The 15,877-nt window shown below is 65.8% G+C and carries 14 protein-coding genes; 10 read left to right on the top strand and 4 right to left on the bottom strand.

The genetic code is table 11. The annotated features are described in order from the left end of the window. Nucleotides 1-25: 25 nt before the first annotated feature. The gene (gene spoT / locus ACXAF3_RS01190; protein WP_475110471.1) at nucleotides 26-2,143 is read left to right on the top strand and encodes a bifunctional GTP diphosphokinase/guanosine-3',5'-bis pyrophosphate 3'-pyrophosphohydrolase; all 2,118 of its coding nucleotides are present in this window, start codon (nucleotides 26-28) and stop codon (nucleotides 2,141-2,143) included. A 151-nt stretch (nucleotides 2,144-2,294) separates the two neighbouring features. After that, nucleotides 2,295-2,678, top strand: coding sequence for a RidA family protein (locus tag ACXAF3_RS01185; RefSeq protein WP_475110470.1), 384 nt, complete (start codon nucleotides 2,295-2,297; stop codon nucleotides 2,676-2,678). 138 nt (nucleotides 2,679-2,816) lie between these two features. On the opposite strand, the gene ACXAF3_RS01180 is transcribed toward ACXAF3_RS01185, so the two are convergent. The 3 genes from ACXAF3_RS01180 to ACXAF3_RS01170 form a co-directional block, all read right to left on the bottom strand. Then, entirely contained in the window at nucleotides 2,817-3,836 is a 1,020-nt protein-coding gene (locus ACXAF3_RS01180; protein WP_475110469.1) for a zinc-binding dehydrogenase, read from the bottom strand. 132 nt (nucleotides 3,837-3,968) lie between these two features. Continuing rightward, complete coding sequence (locus tag ACXAF3_RS01175) at nucleotides 3,969-4,850, bottom strand: NAD-dependent epimerase/dehydratase family protein (protein ID WP_475110468.1); 882 nt, start codon at nucleotides 4,848-4,850, stop codon at nucleotides 3,969-3,971. A gap of 493 nt (nucleotides 4,851-5,343) precedes the next feature. Continuing rightward, the gene (locus tag ACXAF3_RS01170; RefSeq protein ID WP_475110467.1) at nucleotides 5,344-5,604 is read right to left on the bottom strand and encodes a GlsB/YeaQ/YmgE family stress response membrane protein; all 261 of its coding nucleotides are present in this window, start codon (nucleotides 5,602-5,604) and stop codon (nucleotides 5,344-5,346) included. Between the two features lie 189 nt (nucleotides 5,605-5,793). On the opposite strand from ACXAF3_RS01170, the gene ACXAF3_RS01165 reads away from it, so the two are divergent. The 4 genes from ACXAF3_RS01165 (at nucleotide 5,794) to ACXAF3_RS01150 (ending at nucleotide 10,583) form a co-directional block, all read left to right on the top strand. Then, nucleotides 5,794-6,717, top strand: a complete 924-nt coding sequence (locus ACXAF3_RS01165) for a hydrogen peroxide-inducible genes activator (RefSeq protein ID WP_475110466.1) — start codon at nucleotides 5,794-5,796, stop codon at nucleotides 6,715-6,717. A gap of 27 nt (nucleotides 6,718-6,744) precedes the next feature. Further along, the gene (gene recG / locus ACXAF3_RS01160; RefSeq protein WP_475110465.1) at nucleotides 6,745-8,847 is read left to right on the top strand and encodes an ATP-dependent DNA helicase RecG; all 2,103 of its coding nucleotides are present in this window, start codon (nucleotides 6,745-6,747) and stop codon (nucleotides 8,845-8,847) included. Nucleotides 8,848-9,084: 237 nt separating this feature from the next. Further along, nucleotides 9,085-9,771, top strand: coding sequence for a hypothetical protein (locus ACXAF3_RS01155; RefSeq protein WP_475110464.1), 687 nt, complete (start codon nucleotides 9,085-9,087; stop codon nucleotides 9,769-9,771). 140 nt (nucleotides 9,772-9,911) lie between these two features. Further along, nucleotides 9,912-10,583, top strand: a complete 672-nt coding sequence (locus tag ACXAF3_RS01150) for a hypothetical protein (protein WP_475110463.1) — start codon at nucleotides 9,912-9,914, stop codon at nucleotides 10,581-10,583. A 158-nt stretch (nucleotides 10,584-10,741) separates the two neighbouring features. Here the strand turns inward: ACXAF3_RS01150 and ACXAF3_RS01145 are convergent, their stop codons facing one another. After that, complete coding sequence (locus ACXAF3_RS01145) at nucleotides 10,742-12,040, bottom strand: dicarboxylate/amino acid:cation symporter (RefSeq protein WP_475110462.1); 1,299 nt, start codon at nucleotides 12,038-12,040, stop codon at nucleotides 10,742-10,744. Between the two features lie 128 nt (nucleotides 12,041-12,168). Here ACXAF3_RS01145 and ACXAF3_RS01140 point away from each other — a divergent pair, with 128 nt between their 5' ends. From ACXAF3_RS01140 to phoR, 4 genes are all read left to right on the top strand, one after another. After that, nucleotides 12,169-12,777 carry a chorismate--pyruvate lyase family protein gene (locus ACXAF3_RS01140; protein ID WP_475110461.1) on the top strand — a complete coding sequence of 203 codons (609 nt, stop codon included), beginning with the start codon at nucleotides 12,169-12,171 and terminating at the stop codon, nucleotides 12,775-12,777. Nucleotides 12,778-12,800: 23 nt separating this feature from the next. Continuing rightward, nucleotides 12,801-13,682, top strand: a complete 882-nt coding sequence (ubiA, locus tag ACXAF3_RS01135; protein WP_475110460.1) for a 4-hydroxybenzoate octaprenyltransferase — start codon at nucleotides 12,801-12,803, stop codon at nucleotides 13,680-13,682. Between the two features lie 90 nt (nucleotides 13,683-13,772). Further along, nucleotides 13,773-14,477, top strand: a complete 705-nt coding sequence (phoB, locus tag ACXAF3_RS01130) for a phosphate regulon transcriptional regulator PhoB (RefSeq protein WP_475110459.1) — start codon at nucleotides 13,773-13,775, stop codon at nucleotides 14,475-14,477. A 34-nt stretch (nucleotides 14,478-14,511) separates the two neighbouring features. Continuing rightward, complete coding sequence (gene phoR, locus ACXAF3_RS01125) at nucleotides 14,512-15,813, top strand: phosphate regulon sensor histidine kinase PhoR (protein WP_475110458.1); 1,302 nt, start codon at nucleotides 14,512-14,514, stop codon at nucleotides 15,811-15,813. Nucleotides 15,814-15,877: the final 64 nt, after the last annotated feature.

Raw genomic sequence — 15,877 nt, 5'->3', positions numbered from 1 at the left:
TGCACACTGAGAGGCGCGCACGGCTTTGCACACCATCGATAGTCTGGCCCACCGCCTCTCCTCATACCTGCCACCCGACCAGATCCAGTTCGTCCGCCGCGCCTACTTCTATGCGGAGCAGGCCCACGACGGCCAGCAGCGCCGCTCCGGCGAACCCTACGTCACCCACCCGCTGGCCGTCGCCACGATACTGGCGGGCATGCATATGGATCACCAGAGCCTGGCCGCGGCCATGCTGCACGACGTGATCGAGGACACCGGCATTCCCAAGGCGGCGCTGGCGGAGCAGTTCGGCGACGAGGTGGCGGACCTGGTGGACGGGGTCTCCAAGCTGACCCAGTTCGAGACCGACAGCCCGGCGGAAAAGCAGGCGGAAAACTTCCAGAAGATGGCCCTGGCCATGGCGCGGGATATCCGCGTGATCCTGGTCAAGCTGGCCGACCGACTGCACAACATGCGCACCCTGGGCGCGCTGAAACCGCAAAAGCGCGCGCGCATCGCGCGCGAGACCCTGGAGATCTACGCCCCGATCGCCCACCGCCTGGGCATGAACGACGTGCGCATCGAATTCGAGGACCGCGCCTTCTTCGCCATCTACCCGCTGCGCGCCAGCCGCCTGCGCGCGGCTTTGGTAGCGGCGCGCGGCAACCGCAAGGAACTGCTGGAGAAGATCCAGAACGCGATAGAGGTGCGCCTGCAGCGCGAGGGCATAGATGCGCTGGTGATCGGCCGCGAGAAGCACCTGTACAGCATCTACCAGAAGATGCGCGCGAAGAAGAAGTCGTTCAAGGAGATCATGGATGTCTACGCCTTCCGCATCATCGTCGACAGCGTGGACACCTGCTACCGGGTGCTGGGGGTGATGCACAACCTGTACAAGCCGGTGATCTCCGAGTTCAAGGATTATATCGCGATCCCCAAATCCAACGGCTACCAGTCGCTGCACACGGTGCTGCTGGGCATGCACGGGGTACCCATCGAGGTACAGGTGCGCACCAAGGAGATGGACGAGATGGCCAACAGCGGCATCGCCGCCCACTGGCTGTACAAGGCCTCCGGCGACGAGGTGATCAACACCGGCGGCACCAGCCAGGTGCGCGCGCGGCGCTGGGTGCAGGGCCTGCTGGAAATGCAGCAGCGCGCCGGCGACTCGCTGGAATTTATCGAGAACGTGAAGATCGACCTCTTCCCGGACGAGGTCTATGTGTTTACCCCCAAGGGGCAGATAGTCGACCTGCCCGCCGGTGCCACCGCGGTGGACTTCGCCTATTCGGTGCACACCGACATAGGCAACTCCTGTGTCGCGGTGCGCATCAACCAGCGCCTGGCGCCGCTGTCGCAGCCGCTGGAGAGCGGCCAGAAGGTGGAGATTCTGACCCGCAAGAATGCGCAGCCGAACCCCAACTGGCTCAACTTCGTCGTCACCGCCAAGGCCAGGAGCGCGATACGCCACTACCTGAAGCACCAGCGCCACCACGATTCCGTGGCCCTGGGCCGGCGCCTTTTGGAAAAGGCCCTGGGCAAGTTCAATACGCGCCTGGAGGACCTGACCGAGGAGCAGCTGGAAAGGGGCCTGCAGGAGACCAAGTGCGCGACCCTGGAAAAGCTGCTGGAGGAGATAGGCCTCGGCAACAAGGTGGCCTTCTCCGCGGCCAAGCTGCTGGCGCCCGAGGGCAGCGAGGAGGCGGAGGCGAGCCATATCTCCTCGCCGCTGACCATCGATGCCCAGGAGGGCATGCTGATCAGCTTTGCGCGCTGCTGCCGCCCGATTCCCGGCGATACCATTATCGGCCATATCAGCTCCGGCAAGGGCGTCGTGGTGCACAGGGACACCTGCCGCAACACCACCGAATTCCGCGAACACCCGGAAAACATCATGCTGGTGAACTGGTCGCCGGACGTGAAGGGGGAGTTCCTCGGCGACGTGCGCGTCGAAGTGGAGTCCGAGCGCGGCATCATCGCGCGGCTCGCCACCCGCATCACCGAGGAGGGCGCCAGCATCGAGCAGATCCACGTGGACGAGAAGGACGCGCACAACAGCGTCATCTCCCTGACCCTCGAAGTCAGCAACCGCGTGCACCTGGCGCGGGTCATGAAGCGGCTGCGCAACCTGCCCTCGGTGATTCGCATCGCGCGGCCCTGACGATTTTGTGACGGCCGGCAGCCAAAGGCCGCCCGGCCGGCAAAAGTGACGCTTTCTCGATTCCCCCCGCTCCCAATCAGCGCAGAAGGGCGCTATATTTGCCGGCTTTCTTTTTCGGCAAACACTCTTTCACAAAGTCACGGAGTACCCCATGCCCAACCGCGCCGTAATCAAGACCGACAAGGCCCCGGCCGCCATCGGCAGCTATTCCCAGGCGGTCAAGGTCGACAACACCATCTACCTGTCCGGGCAAATTCCGCTGGATCCGCAGAGCATGGAGATAGTCCCGGGCGACTTCGCCGCCCAGGCGCGGCAGGTATTCCGCAACCTGAGCGCTGTGTGCGAGGCGGCCAACGGCTCCCTGAATCATATCGTCAAACTGAACCTCTACCTGACCGACCTCGGCAATTTCGCCACCGTCAACGAGGTGATGGCGGAGTTTTTCCAGCAACCCTATCCCGCGCGCGCGGCGGTCGGCGTCAAGGAGCTACCGAAGGGCGCACTGTTCGAGGCGGAAGGGGTTATGGTCATCTAATAAACGATGAATGAGGAATGATGAACACGCGATCGGGCACATCCCCGCGGGAGCGGCCGTTGGCCGCGATCTGACGATCGGCCCGCACCGGCCACAGCGACTGGCACGGGCCCTCCACCCCCATCCATCATTGCGCGCTCAGCACTCCAGCACCACCTTGCCGATGGAGCGCCCCGAGCGCAGCAGCTCCAGCGCCGCCGGGGCCTCGTCGAACGGAAATCGATGACCCACATGGGGCGGCGGCAGCGGCACCTGGCCCAGCTCCGCCAGCAGCGATTTCAGTTCGGCCCTCTGTTCCCACAACCAGATCAGGTTGAAGGCCAGCACCGAGCGGTTGCTGCTGATCATCTCCATTACGTCGTAGCGCGGGCGGCGCAGGTAGCGCCAGGCCGCGCGCAGGTAGTCCGGGCGGCTGCCCCGCGGGGTGAATTCCGCCGCGCCGAAGACCACCAGTCGCCCCATGGGTCTCAGCGCGTCGAAACTGGCTCTCTGTACCGAGCCGCCGATCCCGTCGAGGACCAGATCGAAGTGCAGTCCCTCGCGCCGCAGCTGGCGGGCAAAGTTCTTCTCGCGCACCAGCACCCGATCGAACCCCTGTGCCGCCAGCCAGCCGGCTTTGTCGGCACTGCCGACCGTAGCCACCGGAATACCGCCCAGTGCGCGGGTCAGCTTCATCGCCTGCAGGCCGACACCGCCGGCGGCGCTGTGCACCAGCACCGTCTGGCCCGAGCGCAGTGCGCCGAGTCGGGTCAGCGCATACCAAGCGGTCAGCGTCTGCGCCGGCCAGGCCGCGCCCTGGGCGAAATCCCAATCCCCCGGCAGCGGCATCAGGTAATCCGGCTCGCTGTCGATGACCGAGGCGTAACCGCCGAAGCGGGTCACGCCCATGACCCTGTCCCCGGCGGCGAAGCCCGCGGTGTTTTCACCGGTCTCCACTACCGTGCCGACGAACTCCAGGCCGGGAACGAAGGGACCGCTGGGCGTGGCGGAGTAGAGACCGGTCAGCGCGAAGATATCGGCGAAGTTCAGCCCCACCGCACGCACATCGACGCGCACGCGGTCCGGCGCCAGGGCACTCACAGGTTCGGTTTTCTGGCGGAGCCTGGCGATACTGCCGGCCTTCGGGGTCTGCCAGATGGTGCGGTGGTTTGCAGTCATGGAGGGCGGTCTAAGGAGGAACTAAATTTTCGCGATAGTTATGCCCCCACGCGGGATCATTCTTCTCAAGCGGCCATCCCGGGGCGCACTCCGGCCCGGCCAGTCCGGCCGCTGCAGGTATTCGCGGCGCCTTCAGCCCTCCGACTCCAGCAGCGCGCTGTAGCCGGCCTTGTAGTCCGGGTATTTCAGTTCGTAGCCGCTCGCCAGCATGCGCTTGTTGCTGAGCTTTTTCGAGCGGCGCTCGCTGGTCTCGACGATTTCGCGCAGGTGGGCGCTGGTGTAGCCCATGGCCTTGACCAGCCACTGCTGCAGTTCGTGCATGGGTACCGGCTCCGAATCGGCGCCGATATACAGCTGCTCCGGCGACCAGCCCTGTTTTTGCTTTTCGATCAGGTGCAGCAGGAAGCCGATACAGTCGTCCACGTGGATGCGATTGCTGTACTGCGGCGGTTGCGGCGGGGCGCAGCGGCCGGCGCGCACCTGCGACAACAGCCGGTCGCGGCCGGGGCCGTAGATGCCGGCGAAGCGCACCACGCAGGTGGTCGGCACCGCGCCGCGGATGATCTCCTCCGCGGCCAACAGGATATCGCCCTGGAAACCGCTGGGAATGGGCGGTGTCTGCTCATCAATAAACTGATCGCCGCTCTGGCCGTAGACGCGGGTCGAGGATACCCAGATCAGCATGCGCGGCGGCTGCGGCAGATTCGGCAGCGCCTCAGCCAGTGCGGTGGCGGTGTCGATATAGGCCCTGTGGTAACCGCTGCGGGTGTTTTCGTCCGGCGTGAAGGTGGCGAGCACCACGTCGGCGCCGTCGGCCAACAGGCGCTCTATGTTCTCCCTCTTGGTGGCGTCGCCGCGGCGCCAGTTGACCACATCCGCGCGGCGCTTGCTCGCCAGCGCCACCAGCGGATTGCGGCGCACGCCGTAGGCGGCGTATTCCTGCCGGTTAAGGCGCAGCGCCAGGCGCGCGCCGAGGTCGCCGCAACCGAAAATCCAAAGTTTTTCTTTTGCCATAAAAAGCCGCGGCGAAGTTGCGGGCCGCTAGTGGTCCAAGCGGTAAATTCGCTAACCGATCTCTTCGCCACAGGCCCCAGGGCTGCGTTGAAAAAGCTTGAATTAGCCCTGCTAGTCCTGCGCTTTTTCGCCTTGCCCTGATGCCTGTGGCTGTGAGCTTTAGTTACCGAATTTACCGCTTGAACCACTAGGGCCCTCTGCCGCATTCCCCTTTATCTTGTCGTAATCAGCCCCGCCGAAGAAACGCCGGTCCGCAAGGAAAATTCCCCATCCCAAACAAAAGGAAACCCGCCGCTGGAATCAGCGGGCGGCCGCGCTCTTCGAAAAAAATTGATCAACCCGTATTTGTCACCGCCGACGCAGCTGCGGCGGCAGATTTTTTTGTCTGCAAAGTTGCCGATACGGCGCCCCCGTATCGGCTCGACCGCTAGGGAACCTCTGAATAACTCCATGAAAGCCCCGCAGAGACATTACGGACTTAATCAGAGGTTCCCTAGCTTCCGCGCCGCTTGAGCATCCGGTACACGGCCAGAAAAATGATCGCACCGATAGTCGCGGTGACTATGTCACCCAGACCAAAGCCGGTCACCGGTCCGCCGATCCCCACCAGGGAACCCAGCCAGCCGCCGATAAAGGCGCCGACGATGCCGATAACAATGGTGACGATCCAGCCACCCGGGTCCGGCCCCGGCATAATCCACTTCGCCAGTGCGCCGGCGATCAACCCGAGAATAATCCAGGAAAAAATGCCCATGGCGATATTCCTCGCAAACTTGACCATACAGATATAGCAAAATTTTGCGCCTTTATCGCAGAACTGGTCCCATAAATAGCAAAATTTTCTAATCAACCCCGGAAAAAGCCGGAGTCACAGTCTCCAGTAGTCAGGAACTATTATTTATGAATAATTGCTATCACCTGCCAGCAGCTAATTGTCAATGCCATGACGCTGAATGAATTGCGCTATATCGTGACCCTGGCCCAGGAGCAGCATTTCGGCCGCGCCGCCGAGCGCTGTTTCGTCAGCCAGCCGACCCTGTCCATCGCGGTCAAGAAGCTGGAGAAGGAACTGGGCGTGGCGCTGTTCGAGCGCTCCAAGACCCGGGTTCAGGCGACGCCGCTGGGCGAGCGCATTGTCGCCCAGGCGCAGCTGGTGCTGGAGCAGGCCGCGGCCATCAAGGATATCGCCAGCGCCGGCAAGGACCAACTGACCAGCCCCCTGTCGGTGGGCGCCATCTTCACCATAGGCCCCTACCTGTTCCCGCACTTTATCCCCCAGCTGCAGAAGCTGGCTCCGGAGATGCCCCTGTATGTGGAGGAGGGCTATACCGCCACGCTGCGCCAGCGGCTGCGCAAAGGGGAACTGGACGCGATCATCATTGCGCTGCCCTTCACCGAACCGGACGTGGTCACCCAGCCGCTCTACGACGAGCCCTTCGTGGTGCTGATGCCGTCCGGCCACCCGCTGGCGCGGGAAGCGCAGATCACCCCCGACCAGCTGTCCCGGGACAATGTGCTGCTGCTCGGCGAGGGCCACTGCTTCCGCGACCAGGTGCTCGAGGCCTGCCCGCAGCTGCAGCAGACGATCGAGCGCGAGGCCGGCAACGGCCATATCCGCACTGCCGCCGACGGCAGCTCCCTGGAGACGCTGCGCCATATGGTCGCCTCGGGCCTCGGCATCACGGTGCTGCCGCTGTCCGCCGCCACCGCATCCCAGTACGCCAGCGGCCTGCTGGAAACGCGCCCCTTCGCAGCGCCGAGCCCCCGCCGCACCGTGGCCCTGGCCTGGCGCGCCAGCTTCCCGCGCCACAAGGCCATCGACATACTGCGCGAGGCCATAGGCCAGTGCCAGTTGAGCGAAGAGTAAAGAAACCGGAGCCAGACAAAGAATCCCGTGTCCGTTGAGCGACCCGCAAACAGCCTCGCCGAAACACCGGTCACCGCGCTCAAGGGCGTGGGGGACAAGTTCGCCCAGGTGCTGGCCAGGCTGCATATCGCCACGGTGCAGGACCTGCTGTTCCACCTGCCGCTGCGCTACCAGGACCGCACCCGCGTGACCCCGATCGCGGCGCTGATGCCGGGTGTGGACGCGGTGGTAGAGGGCGAGGTGCGCGCCGCCGACGTGGTCTTCGGCCGCCGCCGCAGCCTGATGGTGAAGCTGCAGGACGGCAGCGGCACCCTGTCCCTGCGCTACTTCCATTTCACCGCCGCGCAGAAGAACCGCTTCGCCCGCGGCGTGCGCCTGCGCTGCTTCGGCGAGGCGCGCCGCGGCGCCGCCGGCCTGGAGCTGTACCACCCGGAGACGGAAATCGTCGGCAGCGAGGCGCCGGACAGGCCCGACACCCTGACCCCCGTCTACCCGTTGACCGAGGGCGTCACCCAGCTGCGCCTGCGCGGCCTGGTGCAGCAGGCGCTGGCGCTGCTGGCCGACGGCGGCGTGGTGGAACTGCTGCCGGTGGAGCTGCTGCCGGCGGCGCTGCGCTACCCGCTGAAGGATGCGCTGCAATATCTGCACTCTCCGCCGGCCGGCGCCGACCTGGCGCAGCTGGCCGCCGGCGTGCACCCGGCGCAACAGCGCCTGGCGCTGGAAGAGCTGCTCGCCCACCACCTGAGCCTGCTGGAACTGCGGCGCAGCAGCGCCGCCGTCGCGGCGCCGCCGCTGCCCGCCAACGAGGCGCTGGAGCGGGACTTCCTCGCGCGGCTGCCGTTTGCACTGACCGGCGCCCAACAGCGGGTCTGCACCGAGATAGCCGCGGACCTGGCGCAGAGCCGCCCGATGATGCGGCTGCTGCAGGGGGACGTGGGCGCCGGCAAGACGCTGGTGGCGGCCATGGCGGCGCTGAAAGGCATAGGTGCCGGCGCCCAGGTGGCGGTGATGGCGCCGACGGAGATACTCGCCGAGCAGCACAGGCGCAACTTCAGCGCCTGGCTGGCGCCGCTCGGTATCCGCGTCGGGCAACTGACCGGCAGTCTCAAGGCCGCCGAGCGCCGCGCCCAATTGGCGGCGATAGAGAGCGGCGAGGCGCAACTGGTCGTCGGCACCCATGCACTCTTCCAACCGGAAGTGACCTTTCACAACCTGGCCCTGGTCATCATCGACGAACAGCACCGCTTCGGCGTGCGCCAGCGCCTGGAGCTGCGCGAGAAGGGCACTGCAAGCGGTGCGACCGGCCGGCTGCAGCCCCACCAGCTGATCATGACCGCGACGCCGATCCCGCGCACCCTGGCCATGTCCGCCTTCGCGGATCTGGACTGCTCGGTGATCGACGAGCTGCCCCCGGGGCGCCAGCCGATCAACACCGTCGCCATCTCCAACGAGCGCCGCGACCAGGTGATAGAGCGGGTGCACAGCGCCATCGCCGAGGGGCGCCAGGCCTACTGGGTCTGCACCCTGATCGAGGAGTCCGAGCGCCTGCAGGCCCAGGCCGCCGAATCCACCGCCAGCGAGCTGGCCGAGGCGCTCGCCGGCGTGCGCGTGGGCCTGGTGCACGGGCGCCTGAAGGCGGACGACAAGGACAGGGTCATGAACGCCTTCAAGGCCGGCGAGCTGGATCTGCTGGTAGCCACCACGGTAATCGAGGTGGGCGTGGACGTACCCAACGCCAGCCTGATGATTATCGAGAATCCGGAGCGCCTCGGCCTGGCGCAGCTGCACCAGCTGCGCGGCCGCGTCGGCCGCGGCTCCATCGCCAGCCACTGCGTATTGCTGTACGGCACGCCGCTGTCACAGAACGGCCGCGCGCGCCTGCAGGCGCTCAGACAGCACAGCGACGGCTTCGCCATCGCCGAGGAAGACCTGCGCCTGCGCGGCCCCGGCGAGATACTCGGCACCCGCCAGACCGGCGAGATACAGCACCGCATCGCCGACCTGCAGCGGGACGCACAGCTGCTGCCGCAGGTACAGCGCATCGCCGCCTCGCCGGCGCTGGGCGAGGAACAGCGCCGGCTGCTGATCCGGCGCTGGCTGCAGAACAAGCCGCGCTTCGCCGAAGCCTGACCCCGCAGTCCGTTTTCAATACCGAAGCCCTCCCTGCGGTCACCAATATTTTTGCGCTGCGCCCCGCGTAGTGGCAGCCTGACCGCACAACCTCTGAATAATTCCGCAATGCCTCTGCGGGGCTTGCAGAGGCATTGCGGAATTATTCAGAGGTTCCCTAACACTATAAAAATTGTCGGTTGCCGAAAGCAGCGACCGATAACGGCGATACATCTGAGAGCACTCAGGGGGAGTCCCGTGCACCATCCATCAATAAGCAGGCTGCTACAGTTCGGCCTGTTGTTTCTCTGTTTGAACAGCGGCGCCGTCGCCCAGGGCGGCTTTCTCGGCATCGGCGGCGACGAGCAGACCCCCAGCCTGACCCTGGCCCCGGCGGAGGTCGCCGTGGATGTACCCACCCCGGTTCAGGGCAACAATCTGGCGCTGTTGCTGGCCCAGGCCGGCAGCGGCAACGGCCTCAGCGCGCTGAAGGAAAAGGCCGCGCAGAAATTCAGCGCCCAGCTGCGGCTCGAACTGCACCACCGGCTGGAGGCATTCTTCGCCGACGAGGAAGTGCCGCTGGCACAGCAAGACGGCCAGTTGACGCTGTACAGCGCCGCCGATGTTTCGGTCGGCAAACAGCTGATCGGCCTGAAGACCTCGGACAAATACGAGCTGGAGCGCGGCACGCTGGAACTGTCCGGCGAATTCTCCTACCGGCTGCAGAATGCCGCCGGCACCACGCTGCGCGAGCAGCGCATCGATCTCGGCTCGCTGCGCGTGCGCGAAAACTACCGCGTGAAGACCCCGCACGGCGGCGGCGAGGTGGAGGACACCACCGACGCGGCCATCGAAGAAGCGCTGGTGGAAATGGTGCGGCGGCTGCTGGATCGCATCGAGGACCAGTTGGAGGCGGACCAGCTGCGGGAACTGGCCGCGCGCTGAGCCGCCCGATTCTGACCGACCAGTCAAAATTTTTTTTGCCAGCGCCCCGCGGCGGTGGCAGCCTTGGGTTCTATAGAGAAGTCCCGGCGCGAAATCCGTTCGCCACTTCACAATAACGAGAACTCAGGGAGAGTACGCTGATGAGAATCCGTAGCCTCGCGCTCGCCGGTGTGCTGCTGTTTGCCGCCTCCGCCGCCCAGGCCCAGGGCTTCCTCGGCCTCGGCGCAGACAGTGAAAACCCCAGCCTCAAACTGCCCCCGGCGGAAATCGCCATCGATGTCCCGATGCCGGTCAACAGCGCCAACCTGGCGCTGCTGTTGGCCCAGGCGGGCGAGGGCGGCAACCTGAGTTCGCTCAAGGATGCCGCGCTGCGCAAGTACCACCGGCACCTGGAGCGCGAACTCGACACGCGGCTGCGCGCCTTCTTTGACGACGAGGCGGTTCCGCTGGTGGATAGGGAAGGGCTTCTCTCCCTGCACAATCGGCTGGACGTGAGGGTGGTAAAACACTTCAGCGACCTGCAGAGCAAAGGCGGCTACGAGCTGGAGCAGGGCACCGTGGAGCTGTCCGGCAGCTTCCACTACCAGCTCCGAAGCTACGACGACCGCACGCTGCGTGAGGGCAGCCTGAATATCGCCGAGATGGATATCCGGCAGAAATACCGGGTCAAATCACCGCTGAATGGCGGCGCCGCAGAGGACACCACCGAAGAGGCCATCAAGCTGGCCCTGTCGGAAGTGGTGGAGCAGATCCTCGATGAGCTGGAGGACGAGCTGGAGGCGGACGAACTGCGCGAACTGCTGAATGGCTGAGCGGCCGCGCCGCTAGTGGGCCATGCGGAAAGTTCGGTAACAAAGGAGCACAGCCAAAGCGTTCAGATCAAGCTTTCTCAACGCAGAGCTGGGCGCTTTGGCGACGCAAACTGTTACACAACTTTCCGCATGGCCCACTAACCACCCAGCGGGGGCCTTCAGGCGCTGGCCACCTTGCCGTCGGCCACACTGTCGTAATTGCGGTCGTTGAAGGTCTCCTCGGAGAGGGCGCCCTCGCTCTTGGCCACGATCGTGCTCACCACCGAATCGCCGGTGATATTCACCGCGGTGCGCACCATATCCAGCAGCCGGTCCACCCCCATCACTATCGCGATCCCCTCCAGCGGCAGGCCCACCTGCTGCAGCACCATGGCCAGCATGATCAGCCCCACGCCCGGCACGCCGGCGGTACCGATCGAGGCCAGGGTCGCGGTCAGGATCACGGTCAGATAGCCCATCAGACCCACCTCGATACCGTACATCTGCGCGATAAAGGCCGTGGCCACGCCCTGCATGATCGCGGTGCCGTCCATATTGATCGTGGCCCCGAGCGGCACCGTGAAGGCGGCCACCTTGTTGTCCACCCCCAGGCGCTTCTCCACCGTGGACAGGGTCACCGGCAGAGTCGCGGCGGAGGAGGCGGTACTGAACGCGAACACCTGCGCCGGGCGCATCTTCTTGAACAGCTCCACCGGGTTGAGGCCCGACAGCAGCTTCAGCAGCAGCGAGTAGACCCCGAAGGCGTGCAGTAACAGCGTGGCCAACACCACCAGGAAGTACTTGCCCAGATCCAGGATGAAATCCATACCCAGGGTGGCGAAGGTCTTCGCCAATAGCGCGAACACGCCGTAGGGGGCGAACACCATCAGCACGCCCACCATGCGCAATATCACCTCGTTGAGGTCGTTGAAGAAGGCCGCCACGCGCCTGCCCGGCTCGCCGCAGCGGGAGATGGCGTAGCCCATCAGCAGCGCGAACACGATGATCTGCAGCATATTGCCCTGGGCCATCGCCGCCACCGGGTTGGTCGGGAAGATATTCACCAGCACATCGGAGAGCGGCGGCGACTCCTTCGGCTCGAAGTTGCCGCTGGGGGCCACATCCACGCCGACACCCGGCTGCACCACCATCGCCATAAGCAGGGCCAGGCTGATGGCCACCGCGGTGGTGAGCATATACAGGAGCACCGTCTTGCCCGCCAGCGGGCCTATGCGGCTGCCCTCGGACAGGGCGCAGGCGCCGCACACCAGCGACACCAACACCAGCGGCACGACCATCAACTTCAGCGACGCGATAAAAATGCGCCCGGCGATATCGAACAGCCCCTCGGTGAGGTAGCCGTTGACGGCGCCGGTGACGCCGCTGCCGAGCAGCTGGCTGGTGTTGAGGAAGTTCAGCAACACCCCGGCGACAATGCCCGCGAGCATCGCGATCAGGATTCTGGTAGTGAGACCCATGGACAAATTCTCTTCTGTTTTGTGTTGTCAGAGCAGCCGAGCACTATAGCCACTGGCGCCTTCCGGGGCAAAGACGAGCGGCCGCCGGCCACTGTACAATGCCCCTTTGCGAAGTCGCGGAGTGACCGTTGTACCCGTCCCCATTTGAATCCCCATTCGAGCCGAGCGGCGACTGGCTGGCGCAGCCGCTGGAATCCCTGCACCGCCAGCCGCCGGCGGCGCTGCTGCCGTGGCTGCTGCACCCCGGATCCCTGACCGCGGCGCTGAAGCAGCTCTCCGGCGGCGACTTTCGCGTGCAGGTGCTGAGCCAGCGCTGGCAACAGCCGCGCCTGGAGGAGCGCCGCGAGCTGAACCTGCGCGACCGCAGCCGCGCGCTGGTGCGCGAGGTGCTGCTCTACGGCTGCGGGCAGCCGTGGATCTACGCCCGCAGCGTGCTGCCGGAGCGCTGCCTGCAGGGCAGATCCCGCTACCTGCGCAGCCTCGACAGCCGCCCGCTGGGGGAGCTGCTGTTCAGCGAGCCGGATATCCGCCGCGGCCCGATCGTGCTGAACCAGCTGCAGCGCAACCCGCGCTGCCAGCTGCGCGAACTGGCCGGCGAGGGGGACAGCGCCTGGGGGCGTCGCTCCACCTTCTGGCTGCGGGAGAAGCCGCTGCTGGTCGCCGAGACTTTCCTCAGCGCCTTCCGGCCCGAGCGGCCGCCGCAGGCCAAGGCCGAAGCCGCCGTCGAGACAGAATAACGGCAGAATACGGAGAAAACCCTGTGATCAGCCAACAGATATCCCAGCGCTGGCCCGCCGCACTGCCCTACTGGCAGCTGGCGCGCTTCGACAGACCCATAGGCTCGCTGCTGCTGCTGTGGCCCACCTGGTGGGCGCTGTGGCTGGCCGCCGGCGGCTGGCCGGGCCTGCACCTGTTCGCAGTCTTCACCCTCGGTGTGCTGCTGATGCGCGCCGCCGGCTGCGCCGTCAACGACTTCGCCGACCGCGAGATCGACGGCCACGTCAGGCGCACCGCGGCGCGGCCGCTGGCCACCGGCAGCGTCAGCCCGCGCGGCGCCCTGGTGCTCTTCGCCGGTCTCAGCCTGGCCGCCTTCGCCCTGGTGCTGACCACCAACCGGCTGACCATTCTGCTGTCGCTGGCGGCGCTGGCACTGGCCTTTTGCTATCCGTTCGCAAAGCGCTACACCCACCTGCCGCAGCTGGTGCTCGGTGCCGCCTTCAGCATGGGCATTCCGATGGCCTTCGCCGCCGCGACCGGCGAGGTGCCGCCGCAGGCCTGGCTGCTGTACACAGCGAACCTGCTGTGGACCGTCTGCTACGACACCTTCTACGCGATGGTGGACAGGGACGACGACCTGAAGATAGGCGTCAAATCCACCGCGATACTCTTCGGCGAGCTGGACAGGGCCATGACCGGCGCCCTGCAGCTGCTGACACTGTTCGCGCTGCTGCTGGTCGGCCAGCGCTTCGAGCTGGGCGCGGCCTTCTACGCCGGGCTGGGCGCCGCCGCCGCGCTCTTCGCCTACCAGCAGTGGCTGGTGCGCGAACGCGAACGCGATGCCTGCTTTCGGGCCTTCCTGAATAACAACTGGGTCGGCGCGGCGCTATTTGCAGGAATTTTCTTCCACTATCTGCTCAGTTGAGCTGCCGTTTGGGATAGGCTGGCGTTCGTCATATATTTGTCACAAAAATGCCGTTAAATGTCCGACAGGAATTTAGGGTATGGCAGCCAGATGCACAGTAAAACGATCCTGATAGTCGACGACGAGGCCGCGGTGCGCGATATGCTGCGCGTGGCGCTGGAGATGGCGGACTACCGCTGTATCGAGGCGGAGAATGCGCAGGAGGCCCACGCGCTGGTCATCGACGAGAAGCCGGATCTGATACTGCTGGACTGGATGCTGCCGGACGTGTCCGGCGTGGAGCTGGCGCGGCGCCTGAAGCGCGACGAGCTGACCGCGGCACTGCCGATCATCATGCTGACCGCCAAGGGCGAGGAAGACCACAAGATCAAGGGCCTGGAGACGGGTGCCGACGACTACATCACCAAGCCCTTCTCGCCGCGCGAGCTGGTCGCGCGCCTGAAGGCGGTGCTGCGCCGCGCGGGCCCCGCCACGCCGGAGGAGCCGCTGACCGCCGGCGGCCTGGTGCTGGACCCCCTCAGCCACCGCGTCACCATCAACGGCCAGCCGGTGGAGATGGGACCGACCGAATTCCGCCTGCTGACCTTCTTCCTCTCCCACCAGGAGCGCGCCTACACCCGCACCCAGCTGCTGGACCACGTCTGGGGCGGCAACGTCTATGTGGAGGAGCGCACCGTGGACGTGCATATCCGCCGCCTGCGTAAGGCGCTGGCGGTGGACGGTCACGACCGCTATATACAGACGGTGCGCGGCACCGGCTACCGCTTTTCTGTGCAGACCGCGGAAAAAGTGTAAGCTAGCGCGCAACACCGCATAAGACGACATCACTATGCTGGATCGCAGTATTGGCGAATTCTCGCGCTTTGTAGTTATCGCCCTCGGCTGCACCATCTTCGGCTTCTCCACCGGTAACTGGCCACTGGCGCTGATCCTCGCGCTGGCGGTCTACCTGTGCTGGATTCTGTGGCAACAGAGCCGCTTCAACCGCTGGCTGGCCAACGGCCGCCGCGGCCCCGCGCCCACCGCCTTCGGTATCTGGGGCGAGATCTCCGACGACTTCTACCGCATGCAGCGCCGCCACCGGCGCGAGAAGCAGAAATTACACGCGATGCTGCGCCGGGTGCAGGACAGCACCAGCGCGCTGCGCGAGGGCATAGTCGCGCTGGAGGACGACGGCAACCTGGCCTGGTGGAACCCCGCCGCCGGCGAACTGCTCGGCCTGCAGCCCGGCGACGCCGGCCAGCCGCTGGTCAACTTCGTGCGCGACCCGGGCTTTGTCCGCTACCTCCACCGCTGCGAGCAGGGCGCGCGCGAGCCGCTGACCCTACCGGCGCCGGGCGACGACGCGCGCACCCTACAGCTGGAGGTGACCCGCTACGGCCAGGATGAGGCGCTGGTGATAGTGCGCGACGTCACCCGCCTGCACAATCTGGAGCAGATGCGCCGCGACTTCGTCGCCAATGTGTCCCACGAGCTGCGCACGCCGCTGACGGTGATCGCCGGCTATCTGGAAACCCTCGAGGGCAGCGGCCAGGCGCCGCGGGGCTGGCAGCGGCCGCTGGCGCAGATGCGCGAGCAGACGGCGCGCATGACCGCGCTGGTCAACGATCTGCTGCTGCTCGCGCGCCTGGAGACCTCGGAGCGCGACAGCGGGCGCGAACAGGTGGCGGTGGGGGAACTGATGGAGCGCGTGGCGCGGGAGGCGCGCAGTTTCAGCGGCGGCCGCCACGAAATCAGCGTGGACTGCGAAAAAGACGCGACCATCACCGGCGACGCCAGCGAGCTGCACAGCGCCTTCGCCAACCTGGTCCTGAATGCGGTGAAATACAGCCCCGCCGGCGGGCCGATTCAATTGCGCTGGTGGCTGGACGGCCGCGGCGGCCACTTCTCGGTCAAGGACAGCGGTATCGGCATAGACCCGATACATATCCCGCGCCTGACCGAGCGCTTCTACCGCGTCGACGCCGGCCGCTCCCGCGACAGCGGCGGCACCGGTCTCGGTCTCGCGATCGTCAAACACGTGCTGTTGCGCCACAGCGCCGAGATGAGCGTCGACAGCACACCGGGGCGCGGCAGCACCTTTACCCTGCACTTTCCAACCAGGAAGCTGGGGTCGACTGCGGCCGCCTGAGCGGTTTCGAGTATTCTGCCCCCACTGCAGGAGCGGCCCATGGCCGCGATCGATCTATCCGGAT

The sequence above is a fragment of the Microbulbifer sp. ABF4_143 genome, from assembly GCF_056160225.1.
Note: the sequence above shows the minus strand (reverse complement) of the source record. Positions and strands in the feature narration are given on the sequence as shown.

What these genes read in the sequence shown, in the direction of transcription:
- phoB (WP_475110459.1), top strand. Translation starts at nt 13,773, where the DNA reads ATGCACAGTAAAACGATCCTGATAGTCGACGACGAGGCCGCGGTGCGC.
- phoR (WP_475110458.1), top strand. Translation starts at nt 14,512, where the DNA reads ATGCTGGATCGCAGTATTGGCGAATTCTCGCGCTTTGTAGTTATCGCC.
- ACXAF3_RS01145 (WP_475110462.1), bottom strand. Translation starts at nt 12,040, where the DNA reads ATGGGTCTCACTACCAGAATCCTGATCGCGATGCTCGCGGGCATTGTC.
- ACXAF3_RS01180 (WP_475110469.1), bottom strand. Translation starts at nt 3,836, where the DNA reads ATGACTGCAAACCACCGCACCATCTGGCAGACCCCGAAGGCCGGCAGT.
- ACXAF3_RS01170 (WP_475110467.1), bottom strand. Translation starts at nt 5,604, where the DNA reads ATGGGCATTTTTTCCTGGATTATTCTCGGGTTGATCGCCGGCGCACTG.
- ACXAF3_RS01165 (WP_475110466.1), top strand. Translation starts at nt 5,794, where the DNA reads ATGACGCTGAATGAATTGCGCTATATCGTGACCCTGGCCCAGGAGCAG.
- ACXAF3_RS01185 (WP_475110470.1), top strand. Translation starts at nt 2,295, where the DNA reads ATGCCCAACCGCGCCGTAATCAAGACCGACAAGGCCCCGGCCGCCATC.
- ACXAF3_RS01150 (WP_475110463.1), top strand. Translation starts at nt 9,912, where the DNA reads ATGAGAATCCGTAGCCTCGCGCTCGCCGGTGTGCTGCTGTTTGCCGCC.
- ACXAF3_RS01175 (WP_475110468.1), bottom strand. Translation starts at nt 4,850, where the DNA reads ATGGCAAAAGAAAAACTTTGGATTTTCGGTTGCGGCGACCTCGGCGCG.